Raw genomic sequence first — 21,159 nt, forward strand, 5'->3', positions numbered from 1 at the left:
GCGTTACGTTCGACTTTCGCCCTCTCGTTCAGGCGAACATCTGGTGAAGATCCGTTTAGGGGATTCGCCCGCTCGAAGGCCTTGTTGCGACCGGGCACGTGATAGCATCCGGCGGGTCTTGCGCACGATCCTCGTCTGCGAAGCGCTGGTCCCGTTCGTTCGCGGCGGCGCTGAATCCCACGTCCGCGAGCTCGTCGCGCAACTGCGGCGGCACGGGCACGACGCCGAGCTCGTCAGCGTGCCGTTCAAGTGGTACCCGAAGGGCGAACTGCTCAACCACGCGGCGGCGTGGCGGTTGCTGGACCTCAGCGAGAGCAACGGCCGGCCGGTCGATCTCGTCATCGCCACGAAGTTCCCGACGTACTTCGCGAGGCATCCGCACAAGGTCGTCTGGCTGATCCATCAGCATCGGGCCGCGTACGAGCTCGCGGGCACGCCGTTCAGCGACTTCGCGCACGCCGAGGACGACGTCGCGCTGCGCGAACACGTGATGGCGCTCGATACCGCCATGTTGAAGGAGTGCCGGCGGCGGTTCGCCAACTCGGCGAACACCGCACGGCGCACCGCTCGGTTCAACGGCGTGGACGTCGAACCGCTGTACCATCCGCCCAGGCTGGCCGATCGGCTGCGGCGCCGTCCCGGCGGCTCCTACCTGCTCTCGGTCGGCCGGCTCGAGGCCGTCAAACGCGTCGATCTCGCGGTGCGCGCCGTCGCAGCCGTGCCGGGCGTCTCGCTTCGGATCGCGGGCACGGGGACGAACCGGCCCGAGCTCGAGCGGCTGGTCGAGCAATTGGGGGTCGGCGATCGCGTGCGGTTCCTCGGCGAGGTGAGCGACAAGGATCTCATCGAGCTGTATGGGGGCGCGCTCGGAGTAATCTTTGCTCCGTACGACGAGGACTTCGGCTACGTGACCCTGGAAGCGTTCCTCTCGGGCAAGCCGGTGATCACGACCACCGACGCGGGCGGGCCGACGGAGTTCGTCATCGACGGCGTCAACGGGCGCGTGACGGCGCCCGATCCCGACGCCCTCGCGGCGGCCGTCGCCGGCCTCGACGCGGATCGCCGGCAGGCGGCGGCGTTCGGCGACGCCGGATACGACCGCGCCCGCGAGATCACGTGGGCCGGGGTGATCGAGCGGCTCGTCGGCTCGTAGGCCTGCTGGCGCATGAAGCTGATCATCCAGATCCCCTGCCTGAACGAAGCCGCCACGTTGCCGGCCACCATCGCCGATCTGCCGGCTGCCGTGCCGGGCATCGACGTCATCGAGACGCTCGTGATCGACGACGGATCGACCGACGACACGTCGGGCGTCGCGCGCCGGCTGGGCGTCACGCACGTCGTGCGCTTCCGGCGACAGAAAGGGCTCGCCGCCGCCTTCATGGCCGGCATCGATGCGAGCCTGAAAGCCGGCGCCGACATCATCGTCAACACCGACGGCGACAATCAGTACCCCGGCCGCGAGATCCCCAAGCTCGTCGCGCCGCTGCTCGCGGGCGACGCCGACATCGTCATCGGCGATCGCAACATCCGCGATCAGTTGCACATGTCCTGGCCGAAGAAGATCCTCCAGCGGGCCGGCAGTTGGGTGGTCCGGCAGGTTTCGACGACGAAAGTGCCGGACACGACGAGCGGATTCCGCGCGTACACGCGCGAGGCCGCGCTGCGGATGAACGTCGTGTCCGAGTTCTCCTACACGCTGGAGTCGATCATCCAGGCCGGCAAGCGGCGGATGGCCATCGGCCACGTCGAGATCGCGACGAACCCGCGCACTCGATCGTCGCGGCTCTTCGACAGCATCTGGGGCTATCTCAAGGCATCGGGCGCGACGATCGTCCGCATCTACACGATGTACGAGCCGCTCAAGGTCTTCACCTACATCGGCACGGTGATCTTCGTCGCGGGCCTGCTCATCTCCTTCCGGTTCCTCTACTACTTCCTGTTCGCCTACGAGCCCGGCAAGGTGCAGTCGCTCATCTTCTCGGCCGTGCTCATGATCGTCGGCTTCCAGGTCGTGCTGATCGGCCTGCTCGCCGACACGCTCTCCGGCACGCGCAAGCTGCTCGAGGACGTCCTCTACCGCGTGCGGGTGATGGAGCTGCGCCAGACCTCGGCGGATCGCGCGGCCGCCGAACTGGAGGAGCGGCGTGGCTGATCCGGCCGACGTGTCGATCGTGATTCCCGCCATGAACGAAGCCGCGTCGGTTGGCGACGTGGTCCGCGGCCTCGCCGCCTCGGCGCGGTGGCGCGAGATTCTGGTCATCGACGACGGGTCGACCGACGAAACGGGGGCGCAGGCAGCCGCCGCGGGCGCGCGCGTGATCCGCCATCCCTACAACAAGGGCAACGGCGCCGCGGTGAAGACCGGCATCCGTGCGGCGACCGGCGAATTCCTGCTCATCGTCGACGCCGACGGCCAGCACGATCCCGGCGATGCGCTGCGGCTGGTGTCGCGCCTCGGCGAGTTCGATCTGGTCGTCGGCGCCCGATCGAGCGCCACGCAGGCGGGATCGGTGCGCCGCTGGGGCAACGCGGCGCTCAACTGGCTCGCGGGCTTCCTGACCGAGCGCGACATTCCGGATCTCACGTCGGGATTCCGTGCGGCCCGCCGATCCTGTCTGCAGGAGTTCATCGGGCTGTTGCCGAACGGGTTCTCGACGCCGACGACGACGACGCTCAGCTTCATCAAGGCCGGCTACAACGTCGCGTTCGAGCCCGTGCACGCGCGCCAGCGCCAGGGCGCGTCCAAGATCCGCCTGTCGAAGGACGGCCCGAAGTTCCTCCTGATCATGCTGCGGGTGATGACGATCTTCAGCCCGCTGCGCGTGTTCCTGCCGGTGGCCGCCGCCGCCTTCCTGCTCGGGTTCGGCTACGCCGTCTGGACGATCGCGACCCAACGGCACGTGACGAACTCGTCCGTGCTGCTCATCGTGCTGTCGGTGATCGTGGTCCTCGTGGGCCTCGTCTCCGAGCAGATCTCCGCGCTCCGGCCCGATGGACGGCGGTGACGCTCCGCCCAGGCGCGCGCCGGGCGATCGCGATCGCACGCGGCGCTGGATCGCCGCGGCCGTCGTCGCGGGCCTCGGCCTTCGCCTCGCGTTCGGTCTGCTCTACTGGGTCGGTCAGCCTCTGACGCGCGACGAGCGCGAGTACTTGTCGCTCGCGAGGAGCCTGGCGAGCGGCGACGGCTTCGTGTACGACCCGATCGTGCGCAACGGTCCGGTCGAGCCCTTCGGCCGCGCGCCGGGCTATCCGCTGTTCCTGGCCCTCGTCGGGGGCGGCGGCGCGGCAAGCGACCACGTGCCCGCGGCGGTGAAGATCGCGCAGGCGGGCGTCGGCGCGCTCGGCGTGCTCTTCGCGGCGCTCGTCGCCGGCCGGCTCGGCGGTGCGCGCGCGGCGCGCCGCGCCGCATGGCTCGCCGCCGTTTACCCGCCGCTCGTCTGGATCTCGGCGTATGCGTTCAGCGAAGCGCTCTTCTGGCCGCTGGCGCTGGGCATCGTGCTCGTGTTCGATCGCCGCGGATCGACGCGCGCCGGCGGACTGCTGGCCGGGCTCTTGACGGGCGCCGGCATCCTCGTGCGCGGCGCGCTCGTGCCATTCGCCGCCCTCGCCGTCGTCTGGCTGCTCTGGCGCGGCCGCGTTGCGGCGGCGGCGACGTTCGCCCTGGGCGTCGCGCTCCTGCTCGTGCCGTGGACGGCGCGCAACTACGGCCACCACGGGCGCGCTGTCCTCGTCGCCTCCGAAGGCGGCGTGACCTTCTGGACCGGCAACCACCCGCTGGCCGTCGGGGACGGCGACCTCGCAGCGAACCCGCCGCTCAAGGCGGCGCAGCAGGCGCTGCGAGCCCGCCATCCCGCGCTGACCGAGGAACAGATGGAGCCCGTGTATTATCGGGAGGCGCTCGCGTGGATCCGTCAGCACCCGATCGACTGGCTGGGGCTCGAAGCCCGCAAGGTGTTCTATCTCATCGTGCCGACTGGCCCCTCCTACACGCTGCACTCGACCCGGTACTTCGTCGCGTCGCTCGTCTCCTATCTCACGGTGCTCCCGCTCGCCATCGTCGGGTTCGTCGCCGCCGGCAGTGAACGCCGGCGCGTGACCGGCCTGTGGCTGATGGCGCTGTCGGCCGTGGCCGTGTGCCTCGTCTTCTTTCCGCAGGAGCGCTTCCGCGTGCCGGTCCTCGATCCCACCCTGATCGTCTGCGCGGCCTGCGCGTGGACGGCTCGTCCGACCGAGCGCAGGGCATGACGGCGCTCGTCGTGCTCCCGACGTACAACGAGCGGCTCAACCTCGAGCGTGTGGCGGCCGGCATCCTCGCGCATCCGTTCACGCGGCTGATGGTCGTCGACGATGGATCGCCGGACGGTACCGGGCAGCTCGCCGACGAGCTCGCCGCGCGATCCGATGGCCGGATCGAGGTGATGCATCGCACCGGACCGCGCGGGCTCGGTCGCGCCTACATCGACGGGCTCACGAGAGCGTTGCAGACGGGCGCCGACGCCATCGTCCAGATGGACGCCGATCTGTCGCACGATCCGAAGTACCTGCCCGACCTGCTGGCCGGGCTGGCGGACCACGATCTCGTCATTGGCTCGCGGTACCTCCACGGCGTCAGCGTGGTGAACTGGCCGCTCCATCGGATCGCGCTGAGCGCGTTCGCCAATCGCTACATCCGCGCGGTGACCGGCTTGTCGCCGACCGACTGTACGAGCGGGTATCGGATGTGGCGGCGCGAGGCGCTGGCCCACATGCCGCTCGCTGCCGCGCGCACGAGCGGCTACGCGTTCCTGACCGAGATGCTGTACGCCGCCGGCCGCGCCGGCCTGCGCATCGGTGAAGTGCCCATCGTCTTCGTCGAGCGCCAAGAGGGCTACTCGAAGGTCTCGCGCGGCGTCCTGTTCGAGTCGCTGATGACGCCGTGGCGGCTCATCCTGCGCGGCGGGCGCGTCCGCCGGCCACGCTGACGATGCGGCAGACCGTCGTGATGCTCACGACGTCGTACCCGCGTTTCCCCGGCGACGGCGTCGGCAGCTTCATCGAGCCGATCGCGAAAGGCGTGGCCGCGCGAGGCCACGCCGTCCATCTCGTCGCGCCGTGGCATCCGGCGATCACGCGCTCGGCGCCGGACGACGGCGTGACGTTCCACTTCTATCGCTATGCGCCAACCCGGCGCCTGAACGTGTTCGGCTACGCCAGCGGCTTGCGCGCCGACACCCATCTTCGCGCCGCGGCGTGGCTCGCCGCCCCCGCGGCGCTTGCGGCCGGATGGCTGACGGCGCGGCGCATCGCCGCGCGGCACGGCGCCACCGTGCTGCACGGCCACTGGGTCGTGCCCGGCGGCGTGACGGCGGCGCTCGCCGCCGGAAACCGGCCGGTCGTGGTCAGCCTGCACGGCTCCGACGTGTACGTGGCGGAGCGCCACTGGGGTCCGAAGCGCGCGGCGGCGTTCGCGTTCCGCCGCGCGGGGTGGGTCACGGCGTGCAGCGACGACCTGCGCGACCGCGCGATCGCGCTGGGGGCGGCGCCCGATCGCATCGAGACGCTGCCGTACGGCGTGGACACGACACGGTTCGCGCCGGACCCGGCCGTGCGCGCCGCCGTACGCGGCGAGCTCGGCGCCGGCACGGCGCGCCTCGTGTTCTCCGCAGGACGGCTCGTCAGGAAGAAGGGATTCGAGTACCTCATCGACGCCGTTGCCGGTCTCGCGGCCGAGGGCGCCGACGTACGGCTGATCATCGCGGGCGACGGCGATCTGCGCGACGAGCTTCGCCGGCGCGCGGCGCCCGCCGGCCGCGCGATCGTCCTCGTCGGCAACCGCCGCCAGGACGAGATCGCGCGGCTCTCGGCGGCCGCCGACGCGATTGCCGTCCCGTCGGTGCGCGACGACGCGGGCAACGTCGACGGCCTGCCGAACTTCGCGCTGGAAGCGCTCGCGTCGGCGACGCCGGTCGTCGCGACGACGGCGGGCGGCCTCGGCCAGCTCATCCGGCCGGGCCGCACCGGCCTGCTCGTGCCCGAGCGCGATCCGGCGGCGCTCCGCGACGCGCTCCGCCACCTGCTCGACCAGCCCGAGATCGCGCGGGCGATCGGCGCCGCCGCACGGGAAGACGTGGCGAGCCGGTTCGGCTGGCCGCACGTCGCCGAGCGGCTCGAGGCCGCCTACGAGCGGGCCGCGGCGTTCCGTTCCCAGCGGACGGTCTGACGCGTCGCACGCGGCCGATCCGCACGGTTCGAGCGATCGCGCCTGCCCTTGTCGGTGCCTCTGACGGAGTGCTAGTGTGTCCCCCTCATGCGTCCGTCGCAACGCAGTCATGAGTGAGGACTACCGCGAGTTCTATCGCGGACGGCGCGTGCTGATCACGGGGGGCCTGGGATTCATCGGGTCGAATCTGGCGCGCAGTCTCGTCGCGCTCGGTGCCGACGTGCTCGTCGTCGATTCGCTCCTGCCAGACTACGGCGGGAACCTCTTCAATCTCACCGGCGTCGACGATCGGCTGCGGGTCAACATCGCCGACATCCGACAGGGCACGACGATGAACTATCTCGTGCGCGGCCGCGACGTGATCTTCAATCTCGCCGGCCAGGTCAGCCACATCGACAGCATGCGGGATCCGCACACGGACCTGGACATCAACTGCCGCAGCCAGCTCACGCTGCTCGAGGCGTGCCGGCAGCACAATCCGGAGACGAAGGTCGTGTTCGCCGGCACGCGGCAGATCTACGGCAAGCCGGCCCGCCTGCCGGTGGACGAGACGCATCTCGTTCGACCGACCGACGTGAACGGGATCAACAAGGCCGCGGGCGAGAACTACCACATCGTCTACAACGACGTCTTCGGCGTCCGCGCCTGCTCGCTGCGGCTGACCAACGTCTACGGCCCGCGGCAGCTCATCCGGCACAATCGCCAGGGCTTCATCGGGTGGTTCATCCGCCTGGCGATCGAGGACCGGGAGATTCAGGTGTACGGCGACGGCTCCCAGGTGCGCGACTTCGTGTACGTCGACGACGTCTGCGACGCGTTCCTGCGGGCCGGGCACTGCGACGACTGCAACGGCGACGTGTTCAACGTCGGCGGGCTGCAGCCGATTGCGCACCGCGATCTCGTGCGTCTGCTGATCGATCGCGCGGGCACCGGGCGCGTGCGCTTCGTCCCCTGGCCGGAAGACAAGCGGCGCATCGACATCGGCTCGTTCTATTCGGACTCGTCGAAGTTCTCGACGGCGACGGGCTGGTCGCCCGCGGTGGATCTGTCGACGGGCTTCGATCGCACGCTCGCTTTCTACCGCGCGCATTTCGATCAGTACGTCTCCTCGGACGACCAGTCCGCCGCATGAGCCTTCGGGTGCCATTCCTGTCGCTCGGTCCGGGCCCCGACGCCCGCGACGTGCGCGAGGCGATCGATCGCGTGCTGGCGCGCGGGTGGTTCGTGCTCGGGCCGGAGCTCGAGGCCTTCGAGCAGGAGTTCGCGGCCGTCTCGGGCGCGCGGCATGCCGTGGGCGTCGGCAACGGCACCGACGCGCTGGCGTTGCTGCTGCGGGCACTCGGCATCGGACCGGGGCAGGAGGTGATCACGGCGCCGCTGTCGGCGGCGTTCAGCGCGCTCGCCGTGATGATGGCCGGCGCGACGCCGGTGTTCGCCGATATCGACGCCGAGCGGCTCACGCTCGATCCGTCGGCGGTCGACGCGGCCATCACGCCCCGGACCGCCGCGATCATGCCCGTGCACCTGTACGGACAGCCGGCCGACATGACGCGCCTGACGGCGATCGCCGCCCGACATCACCTCGCGATCGTCGAAGACGCCTGTCAGGCGCACCTCGCCACGTCCGGCGGCCGGCCCGTCGGCAGCTTCGGCGCCGGCGGCGCGTTCAGCTTCTACCCGACGAAGAACCTGGCGGCGATTGGCGACGGCGGCGCGATCGTCACCGACGACGCGACCGTGGCCGAGCGGCTGCGGCGCCTGCGCAATGGCGGCCAGGCGGAGCGCTACCGTCACGTGGAATTCGGCGTCAACAGCCGTCTCGACGAACTGCAGGCCGCCGTGCTCCGCGCGCGGCTGCCCGATCTCCCACGCCGCACGGCCCGCCGCCGCGCGCTCGCGGCCCGGTATCGGCGCGCGCTGGCCGGCTCGGCCGTGCGCGTGCCGCCGGAGTGCGATGCCGGCCACGTCTATCACCTGTTTCCCGTCCTCACCGCGGATCGCGACGGGCTGATGGCGCACCTCGCCGAACGCGGCATCGGCACGCTCGTCCATTACCCGCACGCGCTTCCGGATCAGCCGGCGTTCGAGCCCTGCCGGCCGAGCGCGTGTCCCGTGGCGGCGCGCGTCGCCACCGAGGTCTGCTCGCTGCCGCTGCACCCGCAACTGTCCGACGACGATGCCGACGCCGTGGCGCGCGCGGTCACCGAGTGGCGGCCGCAGGCGCGGCGCGCACCCCTACCGTGACGACTCCCGCGGCCATCGGCGCCAGGTCCGCACCCGGCCTGGCCGTCGTCGCCATCCCTCTCGTGCGGTGATGGCTGGACGCGGACGCTGGCGTCTTCGCGTCGAGCGGCTGGAGGCCTGGATCAGCCGCCGCGCCTCACGACTGATCCTCGCTGCCGGAGCGCTGATGCTCGTGACGTACATCGGCGCGCTCACGGCTTCCCATCGGCACGACGGCCGGGCGGTGTTCGGCGACGCGACGCACATGTTCGTGCAGCTTCGTTCGCTCGTGTTCGATCGCGATCTCGACTTCCACGACGAATACGTCCGCATCTACGGCCTCGATGCCGAGACGCCGGAGACCGACTGGATCTACTCGCAGCGGACGACGACCGGGCACGTCCGCAACTACATGCCGGTCGGCCCGGCGCTGCTCTGGATGCCGCTCTACGTGCTGTTCGCGCTGGCGGCGCTCGCGGCCCATGCCGCCGGGCTCACGTCGTCGGCGCCGGATGGCTACGAGTTCGCGCTGCAGCTCGCACCCGGCATCAGCGGCGTCGCCGCGGCGACCGCGGCGGCGTGGCTCTCGTGGCGGATGGCGCGGCGGTTCGCCGGCGAGGCGAGCGCGGCCGTGGGATTGGCGGCGATCTGGTTCGGATCTCACGCGACCTACTACTCGCTCGTCTCACCCGCGTACTCGCACGCCGCGTCGATGCTGACGTCGGCCGTCTTCTTCGGAACGTGGCTCGCGCGCCGGCACGCGCCCGGCGTACGGCTGTTCGCGGCGCTCGGAGCGCTCGCCGGCGTCTCGACGTTGATGCGATGGCAGGACGTCGTCTTTCTTCTCGTGCCGATCCTCGACGTCGTGCGATGGCGGACGTCGTGGCGGCAGCGGATCGTCGCGTTGGCCGCCACGGCGGGAGCCTGGCTGATCGTCTTCGCCCCGCAGATGCTGATCTGGCGCGTGCTGTACGGCCGGGCGCTGGCGGTGCCGCAGGGGCCGTCGTTCATGCGATGGACGTCGCCGCATCCGATCGACGTGCTGTTCTCGACGAGTCACGGCCTGTTCACCTGGGCGCCGGTGCTCGTCGTCGCGCTCGCCGGTCTCGCCACGTTCGTCCGGCGTACGCCCGGCGTCGGCCTGCCCATCGGCGCGGTGCTCGCGGCGTCGTGGTACGTCAACGCGGCCGTCGCGGACTGGTGGGCCGGCGAGGCGTACGGCGCGCGGCGCTTCCTCTCGCTGTTCCCGCTGTTCGTGCTGGGCACGGCCACGTGGATCCGGCGTCCCGAGGCAGGCCGGACGCCGCTGGCCAGATACGCCGTGCTCGTCGTCCTGACGGCGCTCAACGCGCTCCTGCTGCTACAGTACGAGCTGTTCATGAAAGGGCTCTCCGCGATCGCCCCGTACCCCGGGGGCGGGTTCGACATGTGGCTCGCGCGGTTCGTCGTGCCGTTCCGCTTGATCGCGTACTGGCTGCGCGGCGCATGACCTCGCCCCTTCAGATCTACGACCCGCGCGAGCGTTGGATCGTTCGCGCCGCCGACGTGTGCCTGGCGCCGTTGTCCTGGATGCCGCGCCGCGCCGGCCGCGCCATTCGCCGCGTGCTGCTCATGCGGCTCGAGCGGATCGGCGATCTGCTGATGGCCGGTGACGCGATCGCGCACGCGCAGGCGGCGTGGGCGCCGGCCGAGATCGACCTTGCGGTGGGCAGTTGGAACGCCGCGATCGCCGCGCGCATTCCAGGCATCGCGCGCGTCGTCGTCGCCGACGTGCCCTGGCTGGCGCGAGACGGCCGCGGCGACGGCTGGCCGGCCCTGGTCCGGAAAGCGCGGGCCTGGGGTGACTACGACCTCGTCGTGAACTTCGAGCCCGATATCCGCAGCAACATCCTGGCCTGGATGACGGGCGCGCCCGTGCGCGTCGGATACGACAGCGGCGGCGGCGGAGCGCTCCTGACCGATGCGGCGCCGTACGACGCCGCGGCTCACGTCGCCACGAACGCCGGGCGGCTCATCGCACGAGCGGCCAGGGCGGCGAACATCGCGGCGCCGCTCCGATCGGCGTCGCTTCGGCTCGGCGTGCCGGAGGAGGCGGCGCGCAACGTGCGTGAGCGGCTGGCGGCGGCGCGCGGGCCGCTCGTCGGCGTGCACGCCAGCGGCGGCCGCGAATCGAAGCAGTGGCACCTCGATCGATTCGCCGCAACGGCGCGCGCGATCTCGCGGCAGCGCGGCGCGACCATCGTGCTCACCGGCACGGCCGCCGACCGGCCGCTCGTCGACGCGGTCATCCGCCAGCTCGGCGACGTGCCGGCGATCGATCTGTGCGGATGTCTCGACCTGCTGGAGTTGATGGCGCTCGTCCGCGCGCTCGACGTGCTCGTCACCGGCGACACCGGGCCGATGCACCTCGCGGCCGCCGTTGGCACGCCCGTCGTCGCGCTCTTCGGGCCGTCGAACCCGGCCCGGTATGGGCCGATCGGCTCGGGGCATCGCATCGTGCGCGTGGATCTGCCGTGCAGTCCGTGCGGCCGCGTGCGGCGGCCGCCCGAGCGCTGCCGCGGCCACGTGCCGGACTGCATGGACGCGATCTCGATCGACAGCGTGGTCGACGCCGCGCTGGCGATCCTCGACGAGCGCTCCCCGCGCGCGGTCAACGCCGCCCCGTAGCTCGCGGATGTCGACGACGATCTCCTGCGTGGGCCCGACCGGCGCCTCGGTGACGACGTCGCTCGACGCGCTGCTGACGCCGGCGCGCCGCGTGGTCGCGCGCGACGAGGCTCGACGCTGGATCAAGCGCCTGCGGCACGTGCCGTTCGACGCCGCGACGATGCGCGAGCGCTTCACGTACCGCGGCGACTCGCTCTGGTGGTTCACGGAGCTGTACCTGCACAAGATGCGGCACCTCGAGCGCGCGGCCGGCGCCGTGATCGCGCTCGACGCCGCGATCGCCGACTTCGCGCCGGCGTCGATCACGGTCGAGACGTCCAGCCGAGTCGTTCGCGATGCGGCGCGCGCCGTCGCGCGTGCTCGAGGCGTGCCCGTGAAGGTCACGGGACGGCGCGCGCGGGAACGCAGCGCACGTTCGTTCAGCGTGCTCACGGCCTGGGCGGCGCGCCTCTCGCGCTTGCGATCGGCGGTGCGCCGGCGAGGGCCGCGGCCGGAGATCGCCGCCTTCGTCCACACGGCGTTCTGGCGCCCGCCGGCCGGCGCGGCCGGCCCGGCACAGGAGGCGTACATCGGCCCCGTGCTGGCGGAGCTGACGAGCCGGCTCGGGCCGGGCCACGTGGCCCATGTCGGCGTCGGCCCGCGTCGAAACTTCCGCGCGCGGCGCTGGTGGGATCCGCTGCTCGGCCGCGGCGCCGACGATCGCCTGCTGCCGATCGAGACGCTCGCACCCGGCCGCGCCATCGCCGGATCGATCGCGCTCTGGCAGCGACGGCACGAGATGGCGGCCGCGCTGACCCGTGGGGACGGCATTCGTGCGGCGGCCGAGTTCCGCGGGTGCGATCTCTGGCCGGTGCTCGAGACCGAGCTGCAGCACACCGCGCTGCTGCAATGGCCATGGGCCGCGCGCGCGATGGACGAGGCCGGCGCGGCGGTGGAGACGCTCGAGCCTGGGCTCGTGCTCACGTACGCCGAAGCGGGCGGCTGGGGCCGCGCCCTCGTCCTCGAAGCCCGCCGGCGCGGCGTGCCGTCGGTGGGCATCCAGCACGGCTTCATCTATCACCACTGGCTCAACTACCTGCACGAGCCGGACGAGTGGGCGCCGGCCGGATCCGATCGAGGTGTGCCGGCGCCCGATCGCACGCTGGTGTTCGATCGGTACGCGGCCGAGCATCTGCACGAAGCGGGCGGCTTCCCGAGCGATGCCGTGGTCGTCACCGGCAGCGCGCGGCTCGATGCGATGGCGCCGCGCATCGCGTCGGTCACCGAGGAGGCGCGCCGAGCGATCCGAACGACGTTCGGCGCCACGGCGGACACGGGGTTGGCGGTGCTGGCCGCGAAGTTTTCGGAGGTGCAGCCATCGCTTCCGGCGCTCGTGTCGGCCGTGGCATCGCTGCCGGCCGTTCGACTGGTGATCAAGCCGCATCCGGCCGAGACGCCCGACGTCTACCGTCCGTTCGTCGACGGAATCGCGAACGCCGCAATCGCGGGGCCGGACGCCGACCTGGCGGCGATGCTGGCGGCGGCCGACGTGCTCGTCACCATGAACTCGACGGTCGCGATCGACGCCATGGTGCTCGGCCTTCCGGCGCTGGTGATCGGCGCGCCGAGCAACCTCACGCCGTTCGTCGAGGCCGGCGTGATGGCGGGCGCGGCGGACGCCGAGATCGGGCCGGTCCTCGAACGGGTGCTGTATGATCGACGCGTCCGTGAGGGCCTGCGTCAGCGGGCCGCCGCCTTCGTCGATCGCTACGCGATGCGCCCCGGCGGGCGCGCCGCGGCGCGGGCCGCGGACGCGATCCTGGCGCTCCTGAACAGCCGACGCCACCCGAACGACACGCGAGAGGTTCCGCAGATCGTATGAACGCACTGCTCACCGGCGGCGCCGGCTTCATCGGCTCCTATCTGGCCGACGTCCTGCTCGCGCAGGGCCACCACGTCGCCGTGATCGACGACCTGTCCACCGGCTCGATGGCCAACATCGCCCATCTGAAGGGGCGCGCGGGGTTCACCTACGTCATCGACTCGATCATGAACGAGCCGCTGACCGCCGAGCTCATCGACGCAGCGGACGTCGTCTTCCACCTCGCGGCGGCCGTCGGCGTGAAGCTGATCGTCGACGCGCCCGTCCGCACGATCGAGACGAACGTGCACGGCACCGAGGTCGTGCTGAAGCACGCGAGCAAGAAAGGCAAGCTCGTCGTCGTCTTCTCCACGTCCGAGGTGTACGGCAAGAGCACGGCGGTGCCGTTTCACGAGGACGCCGATCTCGTCATGGGGCCGACGCCGAAGCACCGCTGGGCCTATGCCTGCAGCAAGGCGATCGACGAGTTCCTCGCGCTCGCGTACTACCGGGAGCGGAAGCTGCCGGTGATCGTGGTTCGGCTGTTCAACACGGTCGGCCCGCGGCAGACGGGCCGCTACGGGATGGTCATCCCGACGTTCGTGCGGCAGGCGCTCGGCGGCGCGCCGATCACCGTTTACGGCGACGGCCGGCAGACGCGATCCTTCGCCTACGTCGGCGACGTCGTGGACGGCATCGTCCGTCTGGCGATGGCGCCGCGCGCGGTGGGCCAGGTGTTCAACGTGGGCAACACGGAGGAGGTCTCGATCCTCGACCTGGCCCGGCGCGTGAAGGCGATGACGCGGAGCGCGTCCGAGATCGTGTTCGTGCCGTACGACGAGGCCTACGACGCGGGCTTCGAGGACATGCCCCGCCGCGTGCCCGATCTCGGCCGGATCCAGGCGCTCGTCGGGTACCGGCCGGCCACCGACCTCGAGACCATTCTCGCGCGCGTGATCGAGCACGCGCACGCGACGCTCGAGCCGGCCCATCGGGGATAATCAGCAGGTGTCCGCCTTGTCGAAGTCCGTGCGGCGCGGGGCGGAGCGGCTCCTGAGCGCGAACGCCAAGCCCGTCCGCCGGCTGCTGCTCGCGACCGGCCGCGACCGCGCGCCCCGGCTGCCGGACATCGTCCAGATCGAGAGCACGAACCTCTGCAACGCCAAGTGCGTCTTCTGCCCGCGCGACGAGATGGAGCGGCGGCAGGGCGTCATGAAGATGGACCTCTTCGAGAAGGTCGTCGACGAGTGCGCCGCTCTGGGCATCACGCACGTGCGCGTCCACAACTACGGCGAGCCGTTCCTCGACAAACAGCTCGTCGCGAAGGTGCGGTACGCGAAGGACCGCGGGATCCCGGAAGTCGGGATGATCAGCAACGGATCGCTCATCACCGAGGACATCGCGCGCGCGATGATCGACGCGGGCCTCGACGCGATCAACATCAGCGTGGACGCGGCGGGCAAGGAGACGTTCGAGCGCACACGGGTCCACCTCAAGTACGACGCGGTGATCGGCAACATCCAGACGCTGGCGCGGCTGCGGACCGAGCTCGGCAAGACGCGGCCCCGGCTGATCCTCTCGTTCGTCCGGCAGGGGAACTCGGCCGACGAATCGGCGTTCATCCAGGAGTGGAGCCGGATCGCCGACAAGATCCACATCACCGACCTGCACAACTGGGCCGGCACGCTGCACACGCGCTCGGACGTGCGGTTCCCCTGCTACCGCCTCTGGCAGACGTTCACCGTCCTCTGGGACGGGCGCGTCTCGCTCTGCTGCGCCGACTTCGACGGCCGGCACGTGCTCGGGGACCTGCGCACGCAGTCGATCGCGGACGTCTGGAATTCGCCCGTGTATCGCGAGGTCAGGCGGCAGCATCTCGAAAGCGGCGGCCCCGAGATCTGCCGCTCGTGCGATCTGCCGAAGAAGGACTCGCCGCTCTGGATCACGCGGCTCGTCTGAGTGGGGGCGCTCCATGATCAGCAGGGTGATTCGTCGGACGTTCGGCCGGACAGCGCGTCGGAGGAACGGGCGCGTCGGAACCGTCATTCGCGGTCTGCTCGTGGCGACGGCCGTGCTCGCGGCCACCGGGGCGAACGCGCAAGAGCGGAAGCTGGCGCTCGAGTTCGCCGCTGACGGCACCGTGACGCTCGCGGCCAACGGCGTCAGCGTCCGCGACATCATCGCGGAGTGGCGGCGGCTCTGCGGCTGCCATGTCGTCAACGGCGACCGCCTCTCGCCGGCGATCGTCCCCGTGCCGCTCGAGTTCGTCCACGTGCCCCAGGCCCGGGTCCTCGAAGCGTTGCTGCGCCAGGCGACCGGCTACGCGTTGACGCCGCGCCGCGCCGGCCATGCCGGCGTCTCGCAGTTCGAGACGATCTACATCGTGGCCTCCAGCCAGACGTCGGCCGTCGGCGCGCCGCCGCCGTTCACGCCGGTCGTGCGGCCGGCGCCCATCATCCCGACGCCGGGCTCGCCCGACGACGAGATCCCGCCGGTGCAGCCCGGGCTGCCGCCGCGGCCGTCCGAGATGGAACCGCCGGCCACCGAACCGCCCGCGGCGGCGTCGCGCCCGGCGGGCGTGTCGGTGCCGGCCGTGATCGTGCCGATCGGCCCATCGCGAGGCGGCGCGCCGGCAACGCCGGCGCCCGGCCTGCCGACGCCGATGCCGCAGGCGCCGTCGGCGCCGCAGCCGGCGCGCCCCTGATCGACGTGCTGATAGGATCCGGCGCGTGATCCGCCGGTTGATCGCCGCGGCCGATCGGCAGTCCGTGCTGATCCTGCTCCTCTACGCGACCGTCGCCACCGCCATCGGCCACGTCGACTACCACGTCCGCGCCAACCCGGAGCGCGGGTTCGCGGAGTACACGCCGGGCGTCGTCGCCGGCACCGAGCCGGCGCCAGGCCGCTATCGCGTGCTCGCGCCGTACGCGTACGAGGGGCTCGCGGCGTTGACCGGGTTCGATCGCCGCAGCACGTGGGTGCTCTTCCGATGGCTCACGATCTTCGCCGCGCTCGGGGCGACGCACTGGTATCTGTCGACCTGGTTCGACCGCGGCCCGTCCGTCGCCGGCGTGCTGCTGACGACGGCCCTGCTTCCGCTGACGTTCACGAACAGTTGGGCGCATCCCGACCACCTGATGGAGCTGTTCCTCTTCACGTGGGGCACGGCGTGCATCGCTCGTGGTGCGACGGCGCTCTTCGCCGCCGTCCTCGTCGCGAACGCGCTCAATCGCGAAACGTCCGCGTTCCTGGTAGTACTCTTCTGGATGGCCGGTCCCTTCGATCGGCGCCGACTGCGGCTGACGGTCGGTCTCGGACTGCTGTGGCTTTCGATCCATGCCGGCCTGCGCCTGACGCTCGGCGTCGAGACCTACGATCCCTGGCAGTGGCGCCGGAACCTCGAGTTCCTCGCGTTGCTGCCCGCCAACTGGGATCCGTACTATCGCGCGTACGCGTGGTTCGTCGTCGTGCTGGCGCTGCCGCTGATCGCGGCGGCCGCGAGCACGTGGCCGACGCTGCCGCGTGTGCTCCGCATGAGCACCGCCGTCGTGGCGCCGGCGTTCACGGTGGTGGCGCTGCTGTTCTCGAGCATCATCGAAACGCGCATCTTCACGCCGCTCCTCCCGCTCTTGGCGCCGGCGATGGTGTTCGCGCTGTTCGCGCCGCGGGCAGCGGCCGCCCATCCGTGATGACGAACGGATCGCTCCGACCGAGGTCGACCTCATGATCGCTCTTCTCGCTCCACTCCTTCTGTCCGCGCTGCTGTCGGCCCCACAGGGGCCTGCCGGTGACACGGCGTCCGCGCTCCTGACCCTGGCGGAGGCTGGCAAAGCCGCCGAAGCCTGGACACGCTGGAGCGAGCTGCCGCGCTCGGCCGATCGGTCGCGCGCCGGCGTGCTGCTGGCGGCGGCCACGGGCGACGTCTCGCGCGGCATCGCCGCTTACGACGAGCTGCTGGAGCAGACGAAGCAGGACGAACCGCCGCTGCTGCGGATGCTCGCGGTCGCGGCGAGCGTGCCGCTCACTCAACCCACGCTCGCCGAGGACGTGCGGACCGAGGCCTGCGGCATCGCCATGCGCGCCGATCGTGCGGCCGACCGATGTCAGCCGCTGCTCGATGCGATCTGGGGCACGCCGGACGTCGCGGCGCAAGCCGTCGCGGTCTACCGGCTCGCGCACGCGGGGCTGCGGCCGTGGCCGCAGTTCTTCCCCACCTACGCCGAGCAGCTCCCGGGCGCGCTTCGCGTCGAGATCGTCACGCGCTTCACGCGTCTCACGACCGCCGAGCGGCTCGATCTCCTGCGGCCGGTCTTCGAGCGGGACGAGTACATGTCGTCTCGCGCCGCGGCCGCCGCCGCGCTCGGCGACTTCCCGGACAGCGAGACGACGAGCCTGCTCCGCCAGCTCCTGCGGACGCCGCAACCGTACGAGATCCAGATCGCGCTGAAGATCGCGCTCGCGCGGCATGGCGATCCCGCGGCAGCCGCCGACGTGCAGCAGCTCAGATCGGAAGTGAGCGGCCGGCGCGCGGTGGACGCGGGCGTCGCACTCGCCCTCGCGGGCAGCCCGTACGGTCCCGATCCCGCGCGCCTGCTCGAGACCTCGACGCCGGAAACCCGTGGCCGGCTCGCCGTCATGCTCGCGCGCGCTCAGCCGGACCTGGCGAAGCACACGGTGCGCACGCTCATGGACGATCCGTCGAGCGACGTGAGGATCTCGGCGCTGCGCGCCGCGGGCCAGCTCGGCATGGGACTCGAACGTGCCGTGTACGCGCGCGTCGGGGATGCGAATCCCGGCGTCCGGCTCGCGGCCGTCAACGCCGTGCTGCAGACGCTCGGCGATTGATGCGAACGCGGCCGTGACAGCCGATTCGCGCTCGACTGCCGGCCGCGAGCCGCCGGGCGTTCCTGCCGCCGCGCCGCTCGTCCTGGTCGCCGTGGCGTCGACCGCGCTCTTCGCCTGGATTCTCTGGCGCACGGCGTGGGTGAGCGACGACGCCTTCATCACGCTCCGGACGATCGACAACGCCGTGAACGGGTTCGGGCTCCGCTGGAACATCGCGGAGCGGGTCCAGACCTACACGCACCCGGCCTGGCTGCTCGTCCTGCTGCCGTTCTACGCGATCACGCGCGAGCCGTACTTCACGACCCTGGCCGTGCAAGCCGCGCTCTCGCTCGCCACCGTGTTCGTGCTGCTGCGATACGTGGCGACGGCCACCGGGCGCGCAGCCGTTGCGGCGGCCGTGCTGATCAGCTCGAAGGCGATGACCGACTTCTCCACGAGCGGGCTCGAGAACCCTCTCTCGCACGCGGCGTTGCTCGCGACGTTCCTGGCCTGGCGCAACGGCGGAAGGCACCGGCCCTGGCTCGTCGCGCTGGCGTCGTCGGTCGTCGTGCTGTGCCGGCTCGACCTCTTGCTCCTGATCGGCCCGCTGCTCATCTGGATCGCGTCAACCAGCCTTCGCACGACGTGGCGTCCGCTGGCGCTGGGCCTGTCGCCGTTGCTCGCATGGGAGGCCTTCGCCGTCGTCTACTACGGGACGCCCGTGCCCAACACGGCGCTCGCCAAGGTCGCAACCGGAATCCCGGCGATCGATCTCGTCCGGCAGGGCGGGCGGTACTGGTGGGCGACGTTCGTGATCGATCCCGTCACGGTGGCGGCGATCGTGGGCGCCGCGCTGGTCGTGATGGCTCGCCGCCGCGGCGGAGCCGCGTTCGCTGCCGGGAGCCTCCTGTATGCCGGGTATCTGGTCCGCGTCGGCGGCGACTTCATGAGCGGCCGATTCCTCACGCCGCTGCTGTGCTGGTCGCTGCTCGCCGCGATCGGCCTTCCGCCCGTGGGAACCAACCGGCGGCGAAGGCCCGCGTGGCTCGTCCCCGCGGCCCTGGCGGCGCTCATCGTCGCCACCGGGCTCGCGGGCGCGCGGACGGCGCCGCTCTCGAGCGGCCCGCGATTCGGCCAGGGAGACCCCGACGTCATGGACGTGGACGGCGTCGTGGACGAGCGCCGCTTCTACTTCCAGACGCTGGGGCTCGGCGCGCAGTTGCGTGGCGCCGGCCTGGACCATCATCCCTGGGTGCAAGCCGGGAAGGCGGCGCGGCTGCGCAACGCCGGAGCCAACGTGGCGGTCGCCGGCAACGTCGGCCTGTTCGGCTATCATGCCGGCCCCGGCGTGCACGTCATCGATCGCAACGCGCTCTGCGACCCGTTGCTCGCGCGGCTGCCGGCCCGGACGCCGTGGCGCATCGGCCACTTCACGCGCGACGTGCCGGCCGGCTACGTCGACACGATCCGCCAGCACACGAACGTCATCGCCGACCCTGGCATCCACGCGCTCTACGACCGCGTCGCGATCGTGACGCGCGGCAGCGTGTGGACGGCGGCGCGATGGCGGTCGATCGCCGCGCTGCTGCTCGAATGATCTCCATCTGCTCGCGCCGCGGAAGCGCCGTGCTGCTGGCCGCAGCATCCGCGGCGTTGCTCGTCGTGATCGTTCGAGCCGCCTGGCTGTGCGACGACGCGTACATCACGATCAGGACGGTGGACAACTTCGTCCACGGGCTGGGGCTGCGGTGGAACGTCGACGAACGGGTCCAGACCTACACGCACCCGCTGTGGATGTGGGCGCTCGTGCCCGGTTACGCCATCACCGGCAGCGCGCGCCTCACGCTGCTCGGCACGTCGATCGCGGCGTCGATCGCCGCCGTCGCCATGCTGGCCCGGATTGGCCGCGCGCGCGCAGGCGCGACGCTCGCCGTCCTGATCGCGCTGGCCGGGTCGAAGTCGTTCGTCGAGTACTCCACGTCGGGGCTCGAGGAGTCGCTGCTCTTCGTGCTGCTCGCCGCGGCGATGGCGCTGGCGATGCGGGAGGAGTCCAGGCCGGCCGCGACGGCCGGCTGGTTCGCGGGTCTCGTGCTGGTCACCAGGCTCGACGCCGGCCTGCTCGCGCTGCCGCTGCTCGCCCGGTCCCTTGCGAAGGGCGGACGCGCGGCTCGCCGAACGCTCACGGCGGCGGCCCTGCCGGCGGCTCTGTGGGCGGCGTTCTCCGTCGTGTACTACGGCGTGCCGTTCCCGAACACGGCCTACGCCAAGCTCGGCCACGGCGTGCCCAGGGCGGAGTTGATCCAGCAGGGCGGCCGCTATCTCGCGGACTTCGCGTTCATGGATCCGGTAGGCGCGGCGTTCGTGCTCGGCGCGATCGCCTGGGGGATCGTGCGTCGCCGCTGGGAGGTCGTCGCCGCCATCGGCCTCTGGACCTCGTACGTCGTCTGGGTCGGGGGCGACTTCATGAGCGGCCGGCTGCTCGCACCGGCGGTGTGGTTGTCGGCCGTGTTCCTGGCGAGAACAGGGCCAGGCATCTCGCTGAAAGCGGGCGGGGTCGCCGGCCTCGCGACGCTGAGCCTCCTGTTCGCTGCGCCGGCGCCGGCAATCTGGGGACCGCCAGGCCGGGGCGGTGACGGCCGCACGTCCTGGCGTGTCACCGACGAACGGCAGTTCTACTACCCCACGACCGGCCTCCTGCTGCATGGGCTCCGCGAGGAGGCTGACCGGCATCCGTGGCCAAGGCGCGTCCTGGACGCACGGGAGCGCGGTGAGAACGTCCAGGTCTTCAAGTGGGTCGGCTTCGCGGGGTACTTCGCCGGCCCGAGGGTCCATCTGATAGACCCGTACGGCCTGACCGACCCCTTGTTGGCCCGGCTACCGGCAGACTCGGACTGGGCCCCCGGCCATTTCCTGCGACAAGTGCCGTCGGGCTACCCAGAAAGCGTCTCGAGTGGGACAAACCATATACAGGACGGCCTCGTTGGCCGATACTATGAGCGCCTGGGGCGCGTCACCCGCGAGCCGCTTCTCGCGCCGGGGCGCCTCCGCGCAATTCTCTGGTTGAACTTCCAGCAGCCGCGAGTTCCATCCGCTCCGTGAACGTGATCGGAGTGTGACCCGGCTGCCCTTCGACGCAATGGGTGGCCGGTGACTGTAAGACGAATCGCACGAAGACTGCAGCGGAGTGTCGTCCCGATCCTGATGGCCTGGGCGGCGCTGCTGCCCGCAGCGGCCTCCGCCGATCTCACGAAGATTGCCGGCCCGACGACGGTGCGCAACGAGAACCGGCTGCTGGTGAAGCTCGACGCCGCGTTCGACTCGGTCAACAACGTCTACCTCGTCGTCTGGGGCACGCAGTCGGCCGGCCCGGTCAACGGCCAGTTCGTCGACGTCAACGGCGCGCCGG

The 21,159-nt window shown here is 71.3% G+C and carries 19 protein-coding genes; all 19 read left to right on the plus strand.

The window, feature by feature from the left end:
* The first annotated feature begins 118 nt into the window (after nucleotides 1–118).
* Nucleotides 119–1,153, plus strand: coding sequence for a glycosyltransferase family 4 protein (locus IT184_07905; protein MCC7008725.1), 1,035 nt, complete (start codon nucleotides 119–121; stop codon nucleotides 1,151–1,153).
* Nucleotides 1,154–1,165: 12 nt separating this feature from the next.
* The gene (locus IT184_07910) at nucleotides 1,166–2,152 is read left to right on the plus strand and encodes a glycosyltransferase family 2 protein (protein MCC7008726.1); all 987 of its coding nucleotides are present in this window, start codon (nucleotides 1,166–1,168) and stop codon (nucleotides 2,150–2,152) included.
* Nucleotides 2,153–2,183: 31 nt separating this feature from the next.
* A complete protein-coding gene (locus IT184_07915) occupies nucleotides 2,184–3,005 on the plus strand; it encodes a glycosyltransferase family 2 protein (GenBank protein MCC7008727.1) in 822 nt (273 codons plus the stop codon).
* Complete coding sequence (locus tag IT184_07920) at nucleotides 2,992–4,245, plus strand: hypothetical protein (protein MCC7008728.1); 1,254 nt, start codon at nucleotides 2,992–2,994, stop codon at nucleotides 4,243–4,245. Before IT184_07915 ends, IT184_07920 begins: the two co-directional genes overlap by 14 nt.
* Nucleotides 4,242–4,961 carry a polyprenol monophosphomannose synthase gene (locus IT184_07925; GenBank protein ID MCC7008729.1) on the plus strand — a complete coding sequence of 240 codons (720 nt, stop codon included), beginning with the start codon at nucleotides 4,242–4,244 and terminating at the stop codon, nucleotides 4,959–4,961. The genes IT184_07920 and IT184_07925 overlap by 4 nt, the downstream gene beginning before the upstream one ends.
* The gene (locus tag IT184_07930) at nucleotides 4,916–6,199 is read left to right on the plus strand and encodes a glycosyltransferase (GenBank protein ID MCC7008730.1); all 1,284 of its coding nucleotides are present in this window, start codon (nucleotides 4,916–4,918) and stop codon (nucleotides 6,197–6,199) included. Before IT184_07925 ends, IT184_07930 begins: the two co-directional genes overlap by 46 nt.
* A 109-nt stretch (nucleotides 6,200–6,308) precedes the next feature.
* Entirely contained in the window at nucleotides 6,309–7,331 is a 1,023-nt protein-coding gene (locus IT184_07935) for an NAD-dependent epimerase/dehydratase family protein (protein MCC7008731.1), read from the plus strand.
* Entirely contained in the window at nucleotides 7,328–8,443 is a 1,116-nt protein-coding gene (locus IT184_07940; protein MCC7008732.1) for a DegT/DnrJ/EryC1/StrS family aminotransferase, read from the plus strand. The genes IT184_07935 and IT184_07940 overlap by 4 nt, the downstream gene beginning before the upstream one ends.
* Before the next feature lie 70 nt (nucleotides 8,444–8,513).
* Nucleotides 8,514–9,911, plus strand: a complete 1,398-nt coding sequence (locus IT184_07945) for a hypothetical protein (GenBank protein ID MCC7008733.1) — start codon at nucleotides 8,514–8,516, stop codon at nucleotides 9,909–9,911.
* A complete protein-coding gene (locus IT184_07950; protein MCC7008734.1) occupies nucleotides 9,908–11,089 on the plus strand; it encodes a glycosyltransferase family 9 protein in 1,182 nt (393 codons plus the stop codon). Before IT184_07945 ends, IT184_07950 begins: the two co-directional genes overlap by 4 nt.
* A gap of 28 nt (nucleotides 11,090–11,117) precedes the next feature.
* On the plus strand, nucleotides 11,118–12,950 hold the full coding sequence (locus tag IT184_07955; protein MCC7008735.1) for a hypothetical protein: 1,833 nt from the start codon (nucleotides 11,118–11,120) through the stop codon (nucleotides 12,948–12,950).
* The gene (locus IT184_07960) at nucleotides 12,947–13,930 is read left to right on the plus strand and encodes a GDP-mannose 4,6-dehydratase (GenBank protein MCC7008736.1); all 984 of its coding nucleotides are present in this window, start codon (nucleotides 12,947–12,949) and stop codon (nucleotides 13,928–13,930) included. The genes IT184_07955 and IT184_07960 overlap by 4 nt, the downstream gene beginning before the upstream one ends.
* Before the next feature lie 7 nt (nucleotides 13,931–13,937).
* Nucleotides 13,938–14,888 carry a radical SAM protein gene (locus tag IT184_07965; protein MCC7008737.1) on the plus strand — a complete coding sequence of 317 codons (951 nt, stop codon included), beginning with the start codon at nucleotides 13,938–13,940 and terminating at the stop codon, nucleotides 14,886–14,888.
* A 100-nt stretch (nucleotides 14,889–14,988) separates the two neighbouring features.
* Entirely contained in the window at nucleotides 14,989–15,633 is a 645-nt protein-coding gene (locus tag IT184_07970; protein MCC7008738.1) for a hypothetical protein, read from the plus strand.
* A 25-nt stretch (nucleotides 15,634–15,658) separates the two neighbouring features.
* Entirely contained in the window at nucleotides 15,659–16,618 is a 960-nt protein-coding gene (locus tag IT184_07975) for a hypothetical protein (protein MCC7008739.1), read from the plus strand.
* A 34-nt stretch (nucleotides 16,619–16,652) separates the two neighbouring features.
* Nucleotides 16,653–17,774, plus strand: coding sequence for a hypothetical protein (locus tag IT184_07980; GenBank protein MCC7008740.1), 1,122 nt, complete (start codon nucleotides 16,653–16,655; stop codon nucleotides 17,772–17,774).
* 13 nt (nucleotides 17,775–17,787) lie between these two features.
* A complete protein-coding gene (locus tag IT184_07985; GenBank protein MCC7008741.1) occupies nucleotides 17,788–19,350 on the plus strand; it encodes a hypothetical protein in 1,563 nt (520 codons plus the stop codon).
* Nucleotides 19,347–20,852, plus strand: coding sequence for a hypothetical protein (locus IT184_07990; GenBank protein ID MCC7008742.1), 1,506 nt, complete (start codon nucleotides 19,347–19,349; stop codon nucleotides 20,850–20,852). Before IT184_07985 ends, IT184_07990 begins: the two co-directional genes overlap by 4 nt.
* 48 nt (nucleotides 20,853–20,900) lie before the next feature.
* Nucleotides 20,901–21,159: hypothetical protein (locus IT184_07995; GenBank protein ID MCC7008743.1), on the plus strand; the 259-nt coding region annotated here is incomplete at its 3' end.

It is taken from the genome of Acidobacteriota bacterium (assembly GCA_020853395.1).
Classification (GTDB): Bacteria; Acidobacteriota; Vicinamibacteria; order Vicinamibacterales; family SCN-69-37; genus JADYYY01.

What these genes read in the sequence shown, in the direction of transcription:
- IT184_07910 (MCC7008726.1), top strand. Translation starts at nt 1,166, where the DNA reads ATGAAGCTGATCATCCAGATCCCCTGCCTGAACGAAGCCGCCACGTTG.
- IT184_07915 (MCC7008727.1), top strand. Translation starts at nt 2,184, where the DNA reads ATGAACGAAGCCGCGTCGGTTGGCGACGTGGTCCGCGGCCTCGCCGCC.
- IT184_07920 (MCC7008728.1), top strand. Translation starts at nt 2,992, where the DNA reads ATGGACGGCGGTGACGCTCCGCCCAGGCGCGCGCCGGGCGATCGCGAT.
- IT184_07925 (MCC7008729.1), top strand. Translation starts at nt 4,242, where the DNA reads ATGACGGCGCTCGTCGTGCTCCCGACGTACAACGAGCGGCTCAACCTC.
- IT184_07935 (MCC7008731.1), top strand. Translation starts at nt 6,309, where the DNA reads ATGAGTGAGGACTACCGCGAGTTCTATCGCGGACGGCGCGTGCTGATC.
- IT184_07940 (MCC7008732.1), top strand. Translation starts at nt 7,328, where the DNA reads ATGAGCCTTCGGGTGCCATTCCTGTCGCTCGGTCCGGGCCCCGACGCC.
- IT184_07945 (MCC7008733.1), top strand. Translation starts at nt 8,514, where the DNA reads ATGGCTGGACGCGGACGCTGGCGTCTTCGCGTCGAGCGGCTGGAGGCC.
- IT184_07950 (MCC7008734.1), top strand. Translation starts at nt 9,908, where the DNA reads ATGACCTCGCCCCTTCAGATCTACGACCCGCGCGAGCGTTGGATCGTT.
- IT184_07960 (MCC7008736.1), top strand. Translation starts at nt 12,947, where the DNA reads ATGAACGCACTGCTCACCGGCGGCGCCGGCTTCATCGGCTCCTATCTG.
- IT184_07980 (MCC7008740.1), top strand. Translation starts at nt 16,653, where the DNA reads ATGATCGCTCTTCTCGCTCCACTCCTTCTGTCCGCGCTGCTGTCGGCC.
- IT184_07990 (MCC7008742.1), top strand. Translation starts at nt 19,347, where the DNA reads ATGATCTCCATCTGCTCGCGCCGCGGAAGCGCCGTGCTGCTGGCCGCA.